Source organism: Providencia sp. (genome assembly GCF_003533305.1).
Classification (GTDB): Bacteria; Pseudomonadota; Gammaproteobacteria; order Enterobacterales; family Enterobacteriaceae; genus Providencia.
In genome coordinates this window covers 19,380-37,181 of record NZ_DOEH01000030.1, presented here as the reverse complement: position 1 = coordinate 37,181, position 17,802 = coordinate 19,380, and the positions used below count along the sequence as shown (strand labels likewise).

At 38.7% G+C, this 17,802-nt stretch carries 15 protein-coding genes, 1 tRNA gene and 2 pseudogenes; 6 read left to right on the top strand and 12 right to left on the bottom strand.

All coding sequences use genetic code 11. The features are described 5' to 3' along the window. Positions 1 to 482: 482 nt before the first annotated feature. Positions 483 to 917 carry a universal stress protein UspA gene (gene uspA / locus DD649_RS18205; protein WP_294110281.1) on the top strand — a complete coding sequence of 145 codons (435 nt, stop codon included), beginning with the start codon at positions 483 to 485 and terminating at the stop codon, positions 915 to 917. 264 nt (positions 918 to 1,181) lie between these two features. After that, positions 1,182 to 2,516: an NADP-specific glutamate dehydrogenase gene (gene gdhA / locus DD649_RS18200; protein ID WP_294110279.1), complete on the top strand. Its 1,335-nt coding sequence runs from the start codon at positions 1,182 to 1,184 to the stop codon at positions 2,514 to 2,516. Positions 2,517 to 2,610: 94 nt separating this feature from the next. Here gdhA and rsmJ read toward each other — a convergent pair whose 3' ends face one another. Together rsmJ and prlC are read right to left on the bottom strand one after the other, a co-directional pair. Then, complete coding sequence (gene rsmJ, locus DD649_RS18195) at positions 2,611 to 3,375, bottom strand: 16S rRNA (guanine(1516)-N(2))-methyltransferase RsmJ (RefSeq protein WP_294110277.1); 765 nt, start codon at positions 3,373 to 3,375, stop codon at positions 2,611 to 2,613. Beyond that, positions 3,368 to 5,410, bottom strand: a complete 2,043-nt coding sequence (prlC, locus tag DD649_RS18190) for an oligopeptidase A (RefSeq protein WP_336431025.1) — start codon at positions 5,408 to 5,410, stop codon at positions 3,368 to 3,370. The genes rsmJ and prlC overlap by 8 nt, the downstream gene beginning before the upstream one ends. A gap of 290 nt (positions 5,411 to 5,700) precedes the next feature. Between prlC and DD649_RS18185 the strand changes: the two genes are divergently transcribed. Together DD649_RS18185 and DD649_RS18180 are read left to right on the top strand one after the other, a co-directional pair. Beyond that, positions 5,701 to 5,795 (top strand) — tRNA-Sec (locus DD649_RS18185). 152 nt (positions 5,796 to 5,947) lie between these two features. Continuing rightward, positions 5,948 to 6,575: pseudogene (locus DD649_RS18180) on the top strand (integrase arm-type DNA-binding domain-containing protein); the annotation flags it as partial. A gap of 96 nt (positions 6,576 to 6,671) precedes the next feature. Here the strand turns inward: DD649_RS18180 and DD649_RS18175 are convergent. The 9 genes from DD649_RS18175 to DD649_RS18135 form a co-directional block, all read right to left on the bottom strand. After that, positions 6,672 to 7,817 (bottom strand): adhesin, encoded by a 1,146-nt coding sequence (locus tag DD649_RS18175; protein ID WP_294110273.1) that lies wholly within the window; start codon positions 7,815 to 7,817, stop codon positions 6,672 to 6,674. Between the two features lie 14 nt (positions 7,818 to 7,831). Next, positions 7,832 to 8,365, bottom strand: a complete 534-nt coding sequence (locus DD649_RS18170) for a fimbrial protein (protein WP_294110272.1) — start codon at positions 8,363 to 8,365, stop codon at positions 7,832 to 7,834. Further along, positions 8,365 to 8,898 (bottom strand): fimbrial protein, encoded by a 534-nt coding sequence (locus DD649_RS18165; protein WP_294110270.1) that lies wholly within the window; start codon positions 8,896 to 8,898, stop codon positions 8,365 to 8,367. Before DD649_RS18165 ends, DD649_RS18170 begins: the two co-directional genes overlap by 1 nt. Then, positions 8,891 to 9,319: a fimbrial protein gene (locus DD649_RS18160; protein ID WP_294110268.1), complete on the bottom strand. Its 429-nt coding sequence runs from the start codon at positions 9,317 to 9,319 to the stop codon at positions 8,891 to 8,893. The genes DD649_RS18165 and DD649_RS18160 overlap by 8 nt, the downstream gene beginning before the upstream one ends. A 35-nt stretch (positions 9,320 to 9,354) precedes the next feature. Next, a complete protein-coding gene (locus tag DD649_RS18155) occupies positions 9,355 to 10,083 on the bottom strand; it encodes a fimbria/pilus periplasmic chaperone (RefSeq protein WP_294110267.1) in 729 nt (242 codons plus the stop codon). Between the two features lie 27 nt (positions 10,084 to 10,110). Further along, positions 10,111 to 12,648: a fimbria/pilus outer membrane usher protein gene (locus DD649_RS18150; protein WP_294110361.1), complete on the bottom strand. Its 2,538-nt coding sequence runs from the start codon at positions 12,646 to 12,648 to the stop codon at positions 10,111 to 10,113. Positions 12,649 to 12,707: 59 nt separating this feature from the next. After that, positions 12,708 to 13,286 (bottom strand): fimbrial protein, encoded by a 579-nt coding sequence (locus DD649_RS18145; protein WP_294110265.1) that lies wholly within the window; start codon positions 13,284 to 13,286, stop codon positions 12,708 to 12,710. 224 nt (positions 13,287 to 13,510) lie between these two features. Then, positions 13,511 to 14,062, bottom strand: coding sequence for a fimbrial protein (locus DD649_RS18140; protein ID WP_294110263.1), 552 nt, complete (start codon positions 14,060 to 14,062; stop codon positions 13,511 to 13,513). A 209-nt stretch (positions 14,063 to 14,271) separates the two neighbouring features. After that, positions 14,272 to 14,559: a helix-turn-helix transcriptional regulator gene (locus tag DD649_RS18135; RefSeq protein WP_294110261.1), complete on the bottom strand. Its 288-nt coding sequence runs from the start codon at positions 14,557 to 14,559 to the stop codon at positions 14,272 to 14,274. Between the two features lie 1,153 nt (positions 14,560 to 15,712). On the opposite strand from DD649_RS18135, the gene DD649_RS18130 reads away from it, so the two are divergent. Further along, positions 15,713 to 15,796 (top strand): ArsB/NhaD family transporter, encoded by an 84-nt coding sequence (locus DD649_RS18130; protein WP_294110360.1) that lies wholly within the window; start codon positions 15,713 to 15,715, stop codon positions 15,794 to 15,796. Between the two features lie 11 nt (positions 15,797 to 15,807). Next, a pseudogene (locus DD649_RS18125) lies at positions 15,808 to 15,951 on the top strand (integrase); the annotation flags it as partial. Between the two features lie 126 nt (positions 15,952 to 16,077). Here DD649_RS18125 and DD649_RS18120 read toward each other — a convergent pair. Further along, entirely contained in the window at positions 16,078 to 16,896 is an 819-nt protein-coding gene (locus DD649_RS18120; RefSeq protein WP_336431024.1) for a hypothetical protein, read from the bottom strand. Positions 16,897 to 17,802: the final 906 nt, after the last annotated feature.

The following is a 17,802-nucleotide window of genomic DNA, read 5'->3' as shown; positions in this document are numbered from 1 at the left end:
TTATATTGATGAAACTCAGAGTATCTGTTCCTTGTTGTATTAATTAATGTATTGCATCATTATTTGTCTTAATGCGATATTTTAAGCTAATAAAGTTATGTGGAAAACTGTCACTATGCGCTTATTTTTATAAGTAGAGTTTTTGTTTTTATATCGATTTCTTTTGGCGGCAAATTTTGGGGGGCAGACTTCGATTTTTGATTCAAATTGGCTTAATTTGATTGTTTTTTACAGATGAAAGTAGTCCGCAAAGCGTAAAGTACTTTAGGGATAATTCGCATTATTTCGGGTAATATATTAATATTGAATGAATGATGTTACTGTTTTATAAAATGTTATATGAATTCATGATTTCAAGGTTAATCTGCTTAGATGTGATCTAAACGACACTTACTTATCTCAATTAGCAGGTATAGTATTCATTAGATATTGATAAATTTTCATCAATTATCAGATAATCAGCATTTGGAAGGAGTTTACTTATGGCTTACAAACATATTCTCGTTGCGGTAGATTTATCACCTGAAAGTAAAGTATTGCTGGATAAAGCTGTTTCTATGGCAAAACCGTACGGTGCTAAAGTCTCCATGATCCATGTTGATGTAAATTACTCAGATCTTTACACTGGACTTATCGATGTAAATCTTGGTGATATGCAACAACGTATCACTGATGAAACACGTAATTCACTGAAAGATCTTTCTGCTGGTGCCGGTTATGAAATTCAAGAAACACTCAGTGGTAGTGGTGATTTAGGCCAAGTTTTAGTTGATGCGATTAAAAAATACAACATGGATTTAGTTGTCTGTGGTCATCATCAAGACTTTTGGAGTAAGTTAATGTCTTCTGCTCGCCAGCTAATCAATACTGTCCATGTGGATATGTTGATTGTGCCATTGAATGACGAAGAAGAATAGGCTACTCGCTATTTTTGAAAAATTATTCACTAAAAACGCCTGCTTATGCAGGCGTTTTTTTTGTATCAAAATATGTAATTTAAGGTGGTTCTTGGCAGGTCAAGGTTTTTTTTTACTTAATTACGAAAAAAAAAGCTTGAATTAAGAATACAAACTAGTGATATATTCAATAGGCAAACGCAAATCAACCTCACATTTCCAAAAAATAATGAAATGAAATGGTGAGGCACATCACAACAATAAATGTTAAAAAGGAAGACCTAGATGACACAATCACTATCTTCGTTCTTGGAATCTGTCCAAAAAAGAGATCCTTCACAACCTGAGTTTCTTCAAGCAGTACGTGAAGTGTTCACTTCTCTTTGGCCATTCTTAGAGCAAAATGCAAAATACCGTGATCAAGCTCTACTTGAGCGCTTTGTTGAGCCAGAAAGAGTTATTCAATTTCGAGTTTGTTGGGTTGACGATCAAGGTAAAGTACAAGTTAACCGTGCATGGCGAGTTCAGTTCAGTTCTGCAATTGGTCCATTCAAAGGTGGTATGCGTTTCCATCCATCAGTTAATTTATCAATCCTGAAATTCCTAGGTTTTGAACAAACACTGAAAAATGCACTGACAACCTTGCCTATGGGTGGCGGTAAAGGTGGTTCTGACTTTGATCCTAAAGGAAAAAGTCATGGTGAAGTAATGCGTTTTTGCCAAGCACTGATGACTGAGCTTTATCGTCACATTGGTTCAAATACAGACGTACCGGCGGGTGATATCGGTGTAGGTGGTCGTGAAGTTGGCTTCATGACTGGGATGATGAAAAAACTGTCGAACGACACTTCTTGTGTATTCACAGGTAAAGGTCTTTCTTTCGGTGGTAGCTTAATTCGTCCAGAGGCAACCGGTTACGGCTTAGTTTATTTCGTTGATGCAATGCTAAAACGCCATGGCCTAGGTTTTGACGGTATGCGTGTAGCAGTTTCAGGTTCAGGCAACGTAGCGCAGTACACCATTGAAAAATGTATGGAATTAGGCGCTAAAGTTGTGACTGCTTCTGACTCAAACGGTACTGTGGTTGATGAAGCTGGTTTCACACCTGAAAAACTTGCTCGCTTAGAAGAAATCAAAAATAGCTATGGCCGTATTGAAGAATATGCCAAAGAATTTGGTCTAACTTACTTAGCTGGTAAACAACCATGGTGTGTTCCTGTTGATATCGCGCTGCCATGTGCAACACAAAATGAGCTAGACACTGATGCGGCTGAACTGCTGATTAAAAATGGTGTTAAAGCAGTTGGTGAAGGTGCAAACATGCCAACAACCATCCCAGCAACAGAGCTATTCCTTGAAGCAGGTGTTTTATTTGCGCCAGGTAAAGCTGCTAACGCAGGTGGTGTTGCAACATCAGGGCTTGAAATGGCTCAGAATGCAGCACGCTTAAGCTGGCCTGCTGAGAAAGTTGATGCTCGCCTAAATTACATTATGTTGGATATTCATCAGCATTGTGTTGAGTTTGGCGGTGAAGGGAAACAAACCAACTATGTTCAAGGTGCTAACATCGCGGGCTTTGTGAAAGTCGCTGATGCAATGCTTGCGCAGGGTGTTTTGTAATTCTCTGACCAAAACGTACGCGAAAGGGCGGAATGTATAATACTGATAATTCACCTGTACAATACGCCCTTCGCCGTTACGTTTAAATTGAAGTTTATGTTTTAATGCAGGGATAAATATCAAATCGATGGTTTTTAGTGGTTATCGCAGAGGGCGCTTTTTTTCCGGCTAAAGGTTCTGCATAATCTGGACGTTTCACCACCACTCTCCGTTTTGCCAATGCAATTGCAGGTTCTAATAAAGAATCCGCATCATCATCAGACCCTACCAATGATTGAAACACTCGCATCTCTTTCTTAACTAATGCACTTTTTTGTTTGTGTGGGTACATAGGATCGAGATAAATAACATCAGGTGCATGAGTAATTTCACTTAGCGCAGTAATGCTCGATGCGTGGATCAGGGACATGCGTTCTTGAAGCCAGCGCCCAATTTCTGCATCTTGGTAGCCTCGTTGTAAGCCATCATCTAATAATGCAGCGACAACAGGATGACGCTCTAGCATACGAACACGACAACCTAAAGCCGCAAGAACAAAAGCATCACGACCGAGCCCTGCTGTCGCATCAATCACATCAGGTAAGTAATCTTTTTTAAATCCGACTGCCTTGGCTACTGCTTCACCTCGACCGCCACCAAATTTACGTCTATGAGCCATAGCGCCCGATACAAAATCAACAAAAATCCCACCGAGTTTCGGTTCATCGATTTTACGTAGTTGTAAATTCTCAGGGGTGAGTACTAACGCCATAACGGCATCAGGGGTATGAATTAGCTGCCATTTTTCAGCAAGTTGAGAGAGGGTGCCTGCATCGGCACCTTCTTCACAGATCAATTGAATCTTAACGTTCTCAGCCATGAATACCGTAGCTCTTCAACATTGCATCTAATTCAGGTTTGCGACCACGGAAGCGTTCGAACAAGGCCATTGGTTCTTCAGAACCGCCACGGCTCAAGATATTATCAAAGAAGGATTGACCAGTTTGACGGTTAAAAATGCCTTCTTCAGTAAAGCGTGAGTAGGCATCCGCCGCCAGTACATCAGCCCATAGGTAGCTGTAGTAACCAGCTGCATAGCCGCCAGCAAAAATATGGCTAAATGCATGCGGGAAACGGCTCCACTCCGGTGATGGAACAACAGCGACTTTTTCTTTAATTCTTTGCAAAGTTGGCATGACTTGCGCCCCTTTTGCTGGGTCATATTCTGCGTGTAAAGTAAAATCAAACAAGCCGAATTCAAGCTGACGTAAGACAAACATGGCGGATTGATAATTTTTAGCCGCTAACATGCTATTTAGCATTTCAGTTGGTAATGGTTCACCTGTTTCATAGTGACCTGAAATAAACTCAAGAGCTTCAGGTTCCCAACACCAGTTTTCCATAAATTGACTTGGTAATTCAACGGCATCCCATGGAACACCATTGATGCCGGCAACATCAGCGACATCGATTTGTGTCAGCATATGGTGTAAACCATGGCCAAACTCATGGAACAATGTAATGACTTCATCGTGCGTAAATAATGCAGGCTTGTCACCAAGAGGTTGATTAAAGTTACAGGTGAGATAAGCGACAGGGTTTTGCAGTGAACCGTTGCTGCGAACCATACGGCCAAGACAGTCGTCCATCCAAGCCCCACCGCGTTTATTCTCGCGAGCGTATAGGTCAAGGTAGAAACTGCCGCGTAGGGTGCTAGTATCGTCATACAGCTCAAAGAAACGTACATCTTTATGCCATGTCTCGACATCAAGACGTTCTTTCGCGGTTAGACCATAAATACGGTGAACAACTTCAAATAGGCCTTCAATAACACGCTGCTCTGGGAAATAAGGGCGTAGTTGTTCATCACTCAACGAAAATTTATGTTGTTTCTGTTTTTCGCTGTAATAGGCAAGATCCCAAGATGCAAGGGTATCTACGCCAAAATGTTCTTTTGCAAAGGCAGTCAGTTCAGCAAGCTCATTTTCACCTTGTGGGTGAGCGCGTTTTGCTAGGCCGTTGAGAAAGCTCAGCACTTGCTCAGGGGATTCTGCCATTTTGGTGGCGAGAGATTTATCCGCATAGTTTTTAAAGCCGAGTAATTGCGCTAATTCATGACGTAAAGCCATTAGCTCTTCAATTAATTCACTGTTATCCCACTTGCCTGCATTTGGCCCTTGATCAGAGGCGCGAGTGCTATAAGCATGGCTCATTTCGCGACGTAGTTCAGCGTTATCTGCATAAGTCATTACTGGTAAGTAGCTTGGCATATCTAGGGTCAGTAAGTAGCCTTCTTCACCTTTAGACTCTGCCATTGCTTTTGCCGCAGCGATAGCGCTTTCTGGCATACCTGCGAGTTCACTTTCATCTTTGATGAGTTTGCTCCAGCCCATCGTCGCATCAAGCACATTATTGCTATATTTTGAGGCGATTTCAGATAGGCGAGCAGATATTTCACCGTAGCGTTTTTGCTTTTCAACAGGTAATCCAATACCGGATAATTCGAAATCACGTAATGTATTTTCGATGGATTTACGCTGTGCTGCGGTTAATGAATTAAATTCAGCGTTATCTTTTAGGGATTTATACGCTTGATAGAGTGGTTCATTTTGCCCCATCCAAGTACTGAATTCAGACAGTAGTGGCAGACATTTTTCATATTCTTCACGCAATTCAGGACTATTTTTAACCGAATGTAAATGGCTAACAGGCGACCAAATACGTGAGAGTTTATCACTCGCTTCTTCTAATGGCTGGCAAAGGTTATCCCATGTGTATTGGTTAGTCGCCGAAAGTAGGTTTTCGACAGTTTGACGATATTCAGCCAAAACCTGCTGTACAGCGGGAAAAACATGAGCAGGTTCAATAGTAGAAAAGCGCGGTAGTGCGGAATCGGTTAATAATGAATTTGTCATAAAAACATCCTGTGATTGCAGGCTTGTGCTCGTAGGCCAAGGCTTACTGTGTTGACAATAAAAGTAAAAACGGCGAGCTCTGTATCAATAAAATCAGCACACCATTATGAATATAGAGAATGATATGGGGGCGAAAATGTAAACCTCAATATCAAGATAACGCTTTTTCGTATTAGTATTTATCAATAAATGGGATCTATTCTTAGTTTTTATCAAGAAACGTTATAGTTATAATTACAATGCTTTGGAAAACATTGAATACAGTCTATAATCAAAGTCCTTCAAGATAAGGAAGATCGTCGTCTCCGGTGAGGCGGCTGGATTTCAAATCCAGTTGGGGCTGCCAGCAGTCCCGGGCAGGTTCGACTCCTGTGTTCTTCCGCCAAACGCGGTTTCTGAATTTCTCCCAAAAGCAATATTTTCTTTGTAAATCAATAAGATTAATCACCTCACAGTCTGTCTGGTTCTCCCCTTGTTTACTGGTTTATACCCTTGTTTGGGGGCATAATTTTTCCCTATTTTTTGAATGCTCCCACAATGAAGCTTTACGCCTGCCAGGTAGCGGCCTCAAGGTCGATGGTAACCCCTTATAAAATGACCGATGGAGGGCGAGGTTAACACCAATGGGTCGAAGGCTTGGAGAATGAAGTACCGTTTTGGAGGAAAAGAGAAACGACTTTCTTTTGGGATGTACCCACTAGTTTCATTAGCTGATGCACGAAAAAAACGGGATAAGGCCAAAAAGCTCTTAGTGGATGGAATTGATCCTGCTGAAACTAAAAAAATAGAAAAAATGGCTTAGAAAATGGGAATGGAAAACAGTTTTGAGTCTATTGCGCGTGAATGGCACAAAAGCAAAGTGGATCGCTAGTCGCTGCGTTATCGAGAAGAAATCATCGATACTTTTGAAAAAGATATCTTTTCTTATATCGGTAAGCGTCCGATAGTAGAAATTAAGCCCCTAGAGTTACTTGAAGCTTTACGTAAGATGGAGAAATGCGGAGCCTTGGAGAAGAAGCGTAACGTCCATAAGCGTTGTGGTGAGGTTTATAGGTACGCAATCATTACAGGATGAGCTGAATATAACCCTGATCTTGCATCTGCATTAACTTCTCCAAAGAAACAACACTTCCCATTCTTAATCGCCGAAGAACTGCCTTATTTTCAAAAATGAGAGTAGCGTATTAAGTCTGCTCTCAAATAGCCTTAATTTAATAATTTATTACATTTAAGCCTCATTTAATAAATGAGTAAATAACAGTTAATCAAACGTTGCTATTAGCCAAGCGGAACCTTTATAGTCTCCTGCAACCGCATTTTCTCCATAAATATGGCTGCTTATAGTTATTGGCTTAAAACCTGTAATATCTATTTTAATATTTTTTCCGGATTGTCCTGTTTCATCATCTATTATTTTTAATTCACTATAAATTTTATCATCACTATTTTTCGTGTTTTGCATTGGTAATCGTTTTTGGGGATCGTTATCTGTTATATAATCAAGGCGTAAATTGACTTTTGTTGGAATAGAAAATTTGCAAGAGTACGATACTTTTTCAGTGACTAAGCTATCGAAATTTAAGGCGCTGAGCGGCCCATGTCTCAAATTTAACGTAGCTGCCTGCCCAGAGCTAGTCGTTGTAGAACAAGAAGAATTAAGATTAAGTGTGGATGATAAAATTCTTACTGGTGTCGTTGTTTCTGCTATTGGCCATGAATTATATATTGGAGCAACCTTTGGTTCCATAAATGCGCGCACATAGCCAGCAAGATCCATTGCAGGAATTAAAATAACTCCGTCAATAATTTTATCTTTAACATAAAAAGAAAGTACAATGTTTTTAGGGGTATAAAAAGAAGAAGTTGCCACTCGCGTTGAATATGATGGATTTGAACAAGCTTGTGATTCAGGTAATAGCGTCCACTCTAAAACGGATGATTTAACAGTCATAAGGACATTATTGTTGATCAGATAAGCGTCTACACCATCAATTTTTATATTTACTGCTATTGGATATACAAATATTCTATGAAAAGCGTCAGTTCCTAAATTATTATTCGCTGTGTCTCCCCATCTTCTACCTAAACATCTCACAAATCCAGTTACTGAACTATTTTGAAGGGCGATAGGGTTTCCTATTTGATAATATTTATTTCCATCTGTTCCTATATAGGGAGTATTTCCAATTGATGTATTATTACTTAAATTTATAGTATAACCATCCTGTGGATTCTCAATCGCAGGAGCATAATTAGCTTTAGAGCAAAATGAAATAAATAAAAAACCTAATAAAATGAAATTCAATAGTTTTATATTTGATTTTAAAGTAGATATTATCGCGATAATTTTTTGTTGTTGTCTACAATTAAACCATTGTATGCCATGGGAACCTTTTAAATTTAACATCATAAACCGCCTTATTAGTTATACGTCACGGAAATAGTTACTGTTGAAGTAAACTTTCCTGGTTCCAATTGATTGGTAGGCACGGCATTCACTAGTTGCGCTTGTAAATCCATACGGTAAAGTGTTCCATCAATTCGCTCCGGATAAATGCGTTGTGTTTTACTCATTTCCAATGTACGAATAGTACCGCCTGTCACTTCTTTAAAATCAATACCAAGCCCCTTTGTGCTGGTTGCCAAGATATTATTTCCGTTATATAACAACGTGCCTCCGCCCTTTGGATTCAACATTATTCCTAAGCTATTGCTGAAATTACAACCTGATATATATAACGAAAAATCTTTTACTGCCGTCGATTTATTCAGGGCTTCTGGGTTGAGTGTACCGAAACCAATTTTCAACGGTGAACTACTGTCTTCACTGCGAATATTACAAGCGGGATCAACCATTGTGGCGCTAACATCAATCAAAACGTCTGCATGGCTTTCTAATACAGTAAACAGCAGAAGTAACCCGAGTGATTTTTTCATCTTATTGAATATGCTCACTATTCATACTCCATATTGAAAGTCACGATACCTGAAAAATCACCAACTTTGGCTTCACCCGTGATGGGTTTGCGAACATAAACACCGAAATCGAACTGTTGTAGGTTCTCGACAGTATTGATATCACCAATTGTTATCGGTTTATTCCATACGATGGGTTTTTCATCATGGTCAATAAGTCCTAGCAGCACGCCACTATCTCCTTTAGTGGTTAAAAAGCTCTCACTACCAATATTTACTAATTCATTGCTTTTCCATGTTAATTTAATGCTCTTTTGTAAATCCGTTTCACTGCACTTATCAATTGCAATCGTAAAAGGGGTTACTTCACTGGTGCCCTTTTCATTAATAAATTGCCACCGTAAGTTGTACAGTGTGATCTTTTTATTGATTGACTCTGCAGCAACTTGGCACGCTGTACTCACTAATTCACCGCTAAATTCAACATCTAAGCTATTACCAGCCAATACGGGAGATTGCCAACCAAATAGGGCGGCACAAAGAGCCCATCCATGTATCGCAACTCTATTCATAACTCACCTCTAAACGTAATGTATGTTGATCTTTCATCAACATGGGGATATGAATCGGGTTACTGCCATTTGACAAGGAGATTGGGTAACGCACAGAAGGCACCCCGCGTTGTACATCATAAAATCGTACACTAACGGGAGTATTTGCGCTTGTATCAAGCAGGTTCATTTTTTGGTAATCCTTTCCTGCTCCACATCCGGTTAAGCTCAATACTTTCTTGAAGGACAAATTACAAGGCGCGTTAAACAACATAGCCCTAACCTGTACTCTACCTTGATGTAATGGTTCATAGTCCGATTGATTAACAGGCGTATTCGCAACAGGGCTTTTAGCCATAGCAAGTTGACCCAAGACACTGCCAACAATGAATAATGCTGCGCCGAACCACTTTATTTTTATGAAAACCTCTTGTTTACTCATCACCTTTGCTCCGTAGCCAATACGTTTGAAAATGACTACTGACCTGTTACCGTGCAAGTGTCACTTTGACAATGAAATGCCAACGTTGGCTTACCACCATAATCATTGATATAAGTCAGATACGGGGTAGATAATGTAGGTGATACAACATCATGAGTTGATTTTGGCGGCACCATTACCACGTTAAAGGTACTTTGTTCAGAGGCGGATTTACTATTCCCAAACCCAATTACTGTTAAATTAAACGGCGTTGTATTATTGATTCGATAGCCTTTCGCTATTTTTGTTAACGTAACTTTATGCGTCCACTTGGTTTCCGATTCTGGCAGAATACTGGCGGGGCGATAAAATAGTTTCACGCGCGATTGCAAGGCGATTTGTAACGTATTGCCATCGTTCGATTTTGGTGGCACTTCGCGTAAATTGAAGTAAAACACCGATTCTCTGTCTTGTGGCAACTTACTTAGTTCAGGAGTGGTGCTTAGTCTCACTAAACTGTTACTATTTGGCTCAATCCGTTGTAGTGGTGGAGTTGCTAAGATTGCCCCCTTAGTTAATTTATTACCCTGTAAATCTTCAATCCAACTTTGGGCTAGGTAGGCTTCTTCTGGGTTATCGTTAGTGATGGTGACGTTAATTGATTTTTCTGTTCCCGGAAAAATAATGCGCGTTCTATCTAACGTTACTGCACTGTGTGCACTGATGGAAACTAATGCGGTAATACCAACTAATGTATGGCATAATTTTTGACCTAAATTCAACATAATGACCTCATAAAACGAATTAAATATTTATTTTGCCAATTGTGTGTTTGCAACTGTCGTAAAAGTGCACGGCAGCAATAACATGCTTGATAGTGACGTTACATTGTCAGGTATTTGTAACTCACATTGCTTCTCCCCGCCCCAATAAACAGAAAGGGTTTCTTTGGGTGAAATACCAACTAACCACGTTACCCCGTCTTCCCCCACAATCCCCAACTCACGATTATCAGCATTACGCACACTGGCACCAAATGGCGGATTCTTACCATTGCTAAGCGATAAAATAGCGAACAATTTTTCCCCTTTCATGACCGATAAACTGCGGTAGCCAATTGCGCCTTTGGTTAACGTGATATCTGTTGTTGACTCCAACGTTTCTAAATTATCGGGGAGTTGGCTGGTATTAACTGATGCCGTAGACTTACGATAACTATTAATGTTAGGAATGACGGCAAGCCCGAATCGGTTAGTTTTGATAACACCACTATCGAGAGGAACATCACTTACTCCCGGTGTTTCAATCATTAAGCGGGTATCCCCATTGGCACTACGGTGTAAGGCTACTCCGTGAGCTGTTGCAGTGATACCACTGTTAATTGATGCACCGACACTACGATATTGCTGCGGTACATAACTGGCGTTAGCCGATAAATTGGCTTGCGACAGATCGCGGGAATAATAACCACTGACACTCGATTGGCTCTCTATGTTTTGCCCGTGGTTATAACCCACATTCAAACTGTAGTTATCGCGATCGCTATAGCCGCTATAACCAACACTATGATTATATTGATTATTTCCCCCTGCGCGTGAATACAGTTCAGAGAACGTAATATTGTGCCCGCTGTAGAGTGGCACGGTTAAATACAGGTTAATGGCATCGTCTTGATAGCCGTTATCTCGCTCAGTTCGCGTGGCAGATAATGAAATATTGGCATCTTGCTGGGATAACCCCGGAATACTTATATTAGTACTGGCGTATAAACCATATTGTGTTTGTGGCTTATCTTGCCAATAAGTACTATATTGATAATTCAGTGATAAATTGAAATTATCAAAATACTTATTTAAATAAACTTGATAGTTTTCTTTTGGCGCATGGGTCACATAGCCCGTGCGGTCTTGATCCATAAATTGGGTTAAGGTGCGGTAATCTCTATCTGCAAATCGATATCCTGCAAAAGTGATATCTGTGCGTAACGCATCAAATGATTTTGCATAATTTAGGCGATATGAGCGTCCTTGTAATGTTTCATGGGTAAAGTGTGAAAATGACTGAGTAATATCGAAGGACAATGCCCCAAATGAAAATAGGTCTCGGCCAATACCGATAGCCGCGGTTTGGTAATCGCCATTTAGCTGCGACCCGCCATATAAAGACCACGCATTAGATAAACCATAAGAAAGTTCACCGCTGACTACGGGACTACCAGTTAAATAATGTCCGTTATAGCGCGTTTTACCGGCAAGTAATTTATAAATAATACGTCCCGGTCTAGTTAAATAAGGCAGTGACGCCGTGCTGAGACTGAATTTTTTCTCTTCGCCATTTTCTTCACGTACAGTGACATCCAATACTCCCCGTACGCCGCTGTCTAATGTCTGAATACGGAACGGGCCTGGCGGCACTGTGGTTTCTAAAATCACACGGTCTTGGCTACGTACAATCACCGTGGCATTGGTATTAGCTACGCCAATAATTTCAGGTGCATAACCGACTAATTTTGGCGGTAACATACGATCGTCACTTTCTAATGAAATCCCGCTGTATTGCCATGATTCAAAGACATCTGAATAGAAATAGTTTTCCCCAATCGTCAAAATTGAGGCTAATTTTTTCAATGAAGTAAACGCGTAAAGGCGGCTAAAATCAAAATTATGGTTTTCTTGGGGATTATTGCCTCCGTGTTGCTTTTGATACGTTGCGTTATAATCTCCACGAAAACGCCAAGCGCCAAGGTTAATACCTGTTGTACCATTCGTAGATAAATAAGTCCGTTTATTCCCTTTGTTTTCTTCGGTCACGGAAGCATTGGCACTGTAATCGACAAATGCACCATTACTCCCTTCTTCCCACAACATAGGTGGTATCCAGTTAGGATCACGGTATTCCATCCATAGTTGTGGAAGAGTGATTTTGAGCGATAATGTTGATAATTCGATGGTTGTTTGTACGCCCGTCAATGCAGAAAGGTCGAGACACTGCCCCTCATGAGAGGTCGTTACTTTTTGTTTTGCGGAGTCTTTCAGCCCGATAAGATCAAGTAAATTAGCGGGAATACAGATAGTTTGACCAGTGGCTTCTTGCTGGTTATTTTGCTCTAACACAGCGATATCACGAGGTGCGCCTAAGCGTTGCCCGTTAACAAAGACAGTTAAAACATAATGTCCGGGGGGTACATAACCTGCAACGGAAAATTGGCTCATATCCACATTTTGCATATCTTCCGCATCCAATACATCCGTATTGAATTCTGCTGCATACGCTGTGCATGCGCTGACGCTCACCGCCAATAAAACGGCCAGCCTTACTTTGCTAAGTTTGAACATCATGCCCTGTACCATCCCAAAGACTGCAAGAATGCTTCCTCAATTCGATTTCATTGAAGGAATGCTTCTGTGCTTTATTGATAATCGATAAAAAAACGAACGAGTCCTTGATAACTGCCTGCTTGTAGCGGTTTACCTGTTAGTTCGAGCCGTAAAAAATAACGTAAAAAGAGAGTTTGCCCGGATTTACCTTGTCGTAACACACTGTCAAACAAGGGATATTTTTCTCCAGGTATCAAGACATTCTTAGAGTCATCAAGTACAGAAACCCCCAAGCCTTTAGAAGGCCCTTGTAAGAGAAAGGCATTAATACTATGGGCGTGTTGGCCATCAAAACGTATCGTCCAGGTTTTACTGTCAATTGATGTGTAAATACTTCCACAATCTCGAAGCTCAATCTCAAATGGCTGGGTTTGTTGCTCACGCTCCACTGCGGTTGATAATTTCGTCATTGTTAAAGCAGAGAAATCTATCGTTTGATATCGATTTGACATCACAATTGAGCACGGCGTTGAAATCACACTGCCTACTAACTGAGTGACTCCCTCATGGCGCATGCCAACCTCTATTGCACCTAAAGCAGGTGTTCCGGCTAAAATTAGAGAAAATAGAATCCCTATTACTTGCAGACGGACACGTTGATAAACAGTCACCAGTTCCTCCCTTACAGATGTAAATAGAATCGCCAAACCTCACTGACGGTTCCGACTGTTGACAAACAAAGATTGCTTGACGGTATTCATCAGAGATTGTTAAATAAGTGATGGAAATCAATTCATTGATTTTCGATTGATAATACGAAGAGGGGGAAATTAGCATTAGCCCTCTTCGTTAGTCACGTTGGCCGCCAGATTTCTCTGGCGGTCAATTTATCGGCTTACTGGTAAGTAATACGGAAGTTAGAGATAGCACTGAATTTACCTTCAGAAACATCTTTACTCGCATCAACGGCTTTCGCTAATGCTTTAAACGTTAGCGTGTTGTCGCCAGTTTGGTTTGTGATATTAGATAAAATATCTTTTGTTTTACCAAACTCGAAACCATCAATCATAATCCCCAAGTTGTTTACGTTACCTGTAGAGGTTGCTAGCAAGGTGTTGCTGTCATCCGCGTAGCTTTGCCCTGTGAACACGAGTTCCATTGATTTCACTGCTACTGGTTGATCACTCTCATCTTTACCAAAGTTGGTAAAGTCACAACCTGTAAATTTGATGTCAAAGTCTGCTTCTGCCGCTTTACCACTTTCCAGTGCTTTACGAGATAGCTGACCGAAATCAACAGTTTGTTTCAGTGAAGATTGCTCGATATTACAAGGTGTATTTACAACGGAACCAACAAAGTTGATAGTACCAGAGTTATCTGCCATTGAACTGAGTGGAACAACAGACGCAGCAAATATAGTAGCAATCGCTAATTTAGTTAATTTCATTTATTTTTCCTTTCTATTAAATAAAAGATAAACAGAAGCCATCCACCCCTTATCATCTAAGGGTGTTAGTTTCGTTTTTGTTGGTAAAGCAAAGTGATACCATAACAAACTATCATTTTTTGATATTATTGAGCTTCATTATTCGAGAGAAAATATATTCCTTCTAATAAGAATTAAAATAATAGTCTAGAACCATTTGATGTGTCTTCTTACTTGTTATTACTCTCAATGACATGTATTCCTATATCAATGTGAAGAACTTTTCTATAAAATTCTTGCCACTCTATATCTAAAGCAATTAATATATTTTCTAAAGTTTCAATGTTTAAACCGCATATGCCATTTTCATAACGGGATATTTGTTGCTGACTAACATGAATTAACTTACCAAATTCAGCTCCAGTTAAAGATTTAGCTGATCGAGACTCACGAACAAATCTACCAACAGCTTCATTCAGACTTACTGGCTTTCTATTTTTATTTTTTTTTACGAACATAAATAATCACCTGCGTTTACGTAAAATAAAATTTGGAATGTTTATTTTGAAAAATAAATCAACATAAAAATAATCCTGCAATAAAACTTCACAACACTTAATTGATATAAAATATAGACGCTTTAATAATCACTGTAAAAACGTTTCTATCGATCAATAAGTCAAATGTGATAGGTGTAGACTATCAGTTGATCTTGATTGATCGCTGTAATAGATCAAAAAAAGTGGTAAGCGTAATGAATTCAATGAGTAAGTTAAATTTAAGTTATTCTCGATTTAACATTCAAATTAATTTGAAAAAAATCAATGTTTTGAATGTGACTTATTTCATTAAAGATATTTTCATTTTGTTACATATTTAATTCTCATGGAAGAAAAATAAAATATAACTATATTGATATAACATAACATTAATAAATTATTTTTTTATAAAAATGATAAAATCAAATTAGGTTAATTGGGTGGGTGAGAATTCATTATCGATGGGAAATTTTTATCCAAATATGTTTTATTTTAATAATATAAGATTACATTGGGATTATGAGTGAAAGTATCACTTAATGACTAGTCATAAAATGATTATGTTGATTTTACTAGCGCAATAAAAATGTTTTGTATACCTCATAACTTAACAGATAACTATTATAATTTATGAAATTCAATGTGGTTTTAGTTGGGGGTTTAAGTTTGAATAGCCCTAATTGATTGTCGATCAAAACTATCTTATCATTCAATGCTGCTAATACTATGAGAGTGAACAAACCGGCTATGAATAAATTATAGGGTGCAGTTAGAATAAGAGTGTAGAGGTATTTGGCTTAAGATTGCATTAATAACAGGTGAGCAAATAGAAATATGAAAATTAAGAATTCATCATTATAAGATTTATATATTCATATTTTTGGTATTTAAACTAAGGTAAATAATCAACTGTTAGTGTTTTAAATTTGATGAATATCAAAATGATCTATGAATAAAGAGATATTCGATTTGACGCATATATTTTCTGGGTTTAACCTAGATAAAAGAATGAGGAGGCATATGGTGCCTTTAGGTGTTCTGGGTAGTGCGACTGCGATAATTGGTGCTCTTATTTTTTGGGTGATTGTATTCAGAGGTCACATGATTAATACGAAAAAGTGTTACATGGAGCATGTGGCCAATCGTTGTTTTCTCTTTAGATATGTACTTAGTTGTTTATGGTTCAAGAAATGCAGGGTTAACGGATTATCTTTAGATTGCCAATATCAGTTTATGGAATTGCTAAGATATAAAGGAAGGCTGGCAGGACAAGGCTTCCGTCACTTGTTGAGCATGATTTTACATGAGAAGGGATACGACTCGGCAGAGATTGGAATGCTGTTCGCGCATATGCATATTGATAAGAATGCGTCTGTGGCACATATAGGGCGTAGAGAAATGATGTAGGGGTTATCTCTGTTTATACTGTTTGTCATTAGACACTTAAATAGTTGGATTATAGTCCATTATTTAAGTGTCCTGTTTGATTAACGCAGATCACTTATTCATTAAAGGTAAAGGTCGTAAACAGACAGCTAAATCAGACATGTCAATGGCGACAACCATATCGGGTGAATTCATGATAAATGCTTTGATGTCAGCGATGTTCTTTTTCGTAAATTCACCCTTTCCGTCATAATCATCACTAAAATACCAATAGAAATGACTTCTTAATGCGATGGGTTTTAATTCTAAGATTGGGTTCTGACATTTACCTTGATGATCAACCACTAGTCTTGGATACAATATTTCAATAGGAAGGTATGTGTCTTCATTACCACCAATAGGTTCAACAACGATATATTTTTGAACCTCAGTTAATTCAATCATTTTTAGTTCATACCCAGTAGGATAACGAGGTATTACGAAAGATTTTTGACCTTGAGGCGATTTTACACTGTACTTAAGATCTTGATGCTTATAGCCCTCGAGGGTGTCTATTGTAGGGTAAACAAATGGGAGAATGTAAGGTATTATTTGCCCAACTTCCCATTTTAAGTGGCTGGATTTTTTGACTACGCGAGGATCGTTATAGTAAGCCTCTAAAGACAAAACCATACGATTATCCCTTTCAAGCTCCTCACAACAATCACTTTGATATAACCCTTTTAAGGTATAGCCAGGCATTTTCGTTACATAAGGTGATTGATTATCTATGACACTAGTGGCCATTTTGATAAATATTTTTCCATATGATGGGTTTGAAGGATCTGGAGAGGGATTAAATGGAGTTGAATTACTTGAGCTACAGCCAAGCAGCATTATAAACATAGATGCTTCTAGTAATAACTGTAAACCTTTCCTTTTGTTCTTCATTAATAATCCTTATGACTATTATTTAATTAGCTAAATATCAATAAAGTACATAAACACACGAATTAGCGGGCAATTTGAACAACGTAAAACTCCTGCATCAAGCTTGTTTTTTTGTACAGATCGCTATTTTCAGAGCGTAACGTGCTTAATTTTTTGACCATCAACTTCCGATTAGTTTTAAGTCTACGATCTTAAAAATTTAATGTTGGTTATAATTTTATTGTTAAACGATACAGAATAATTTGGGCTATAGCTCATTTTCTCCGTAAGAAGGCTCTTAATTTCTGATGTAATATTTTTCTTTTTGCGTGCCTTGAGCTTGGCGATGACGTCTATCTGCGTAATTCTTGTCTGCAATGGTTGTCAGTATTCCTAACACAAGCATTCGCTTAGTCATTTCATCAGAATAGTTGATGAGTTGGTAATTAGTTGGAAGGTCTAAAGAAGTTACTTTTATTTTCTTGTGTTCTATTAGGTAGTTAAGTAGCTAATTCTATTCACTTGTTTAACTAAGATAATATCTCTAGATATGGTCACATTGAATAGCCGAAAGAATTCTAGGTTGCGTCCTTAAGCCAATAAGTAATTGATAGCTCAATTTTCTTTATAGGTTTTAATAAATTATTTTTTATTCTGTGGATAGCACGTTTTGATAGATACCAAAAAATTTGTCTATTTGTATTTTTTAGTTCAAGCGGATTACTCTGTGCATCAAGTTGGGTTTCATTAGTGGTTTTATTCGGCAGGATGTAGATATAGCCACCAGCTTGGGTTAGGTTACTTTTTATAGTGATATTTTAGCCTGCATTGAGGCTGAGATTACCGCCCACGTTGAGTTCATTGTTTTGTGCCAGCTGCCTTTACCACTAATATGGGAAAGGCTACCAGTAGCATCCATCAGTTGAA

Bases quoted from the DNA above. Each gene is read 5' to 3' on its own strand.
- gdhA (WP_294110279.1), top strand. From the start codon at position 1,182: ATGACACAATCACTATCTTCGTTCTTGGAATCTGTCCAAAAAAGAGAT.
- DD649_RS18130 (WP_294110360.1), top strand. From the start codon at position 15,713: ATGTGGCCAATCGTTGTTTTCTCTTTAGATATGTACTTAGTTGTTTAT.
- DD649_RS18140 (WP_294110263.1), bottom strand. From the start codon at position 14,062: ATGAAATTAACTAAATTAGCGATTGCTACTATATTTGCTGCGTCTGTT.
- DD649_RS18150 (WP_294110361.1), bottom strand. From the start codon at position 12,648: ATGGTACAGGGCATGATGTTCAAACTTAGCAAAGTAAGGCTGGCCGTT.
- DD649_RS18175 (WP_294110273.1), bottom strand. From the start codon at position 7,817: ATGTTAAATTTAAAAGGTTCCCATGGCATACAATGGTTTAATTGTAGA.
- DD649_RS18120 (WP_336431024.1), bottom strand. From the start codon at position 16,896: ATGAAGAACAAAAGGAAAGGTTTACAGTTATTACTAGAAGCATCTATG.
- rsmJ (WP_294110277.1), bottom strand. From the start codon at position 3,375: ATGGCTGAGAACGTTAAGATTCAATTGATCTGTGAAGAAGGTGCCGAT.
- prlC (WP_336431025.1), bottom strand. From the start codon at position 5,410: ATGACAAATTCATTATTAACCGATTCCGCACTACCGCGCTTTTCTACT.
- DD649_RS18155 (WP_294110267.1), bottom strand. From the start codon at position 10,083: ATGTTGAATTTAGGTCAAAAATTATGCCATACATTAGTTGGTATTACC.
- DD649_RS18135 (WP_294110261.1), bottom strand. From the start codon at position 14,559: ATGTTCGTAAAAAAAAATAAAAATAGAAAGCCAGTAAGTCTGAATGAA.
- DD649_RS18165 (WP_294110270.1), bottom strand. From the start codon at position 8,898: ATGAATAGAGTTGCGATACATGGATGGGCTCTTTGTGCCGCCCTATTT.
- uspA (WP_294110281.1), top strand. From the start codon at position 483: ATGGCTTACAAACATATTCTCGTTGCGGTAGATTTATCACCTGAAAGT.
- DD649_RS18160 (WP_294110268.1), bottom strand. From the start codon at position 9,319: ATGAGTAAACAAGAGGTTTTCATAAAAATAAAGTGGTTCGGCGCAGCA.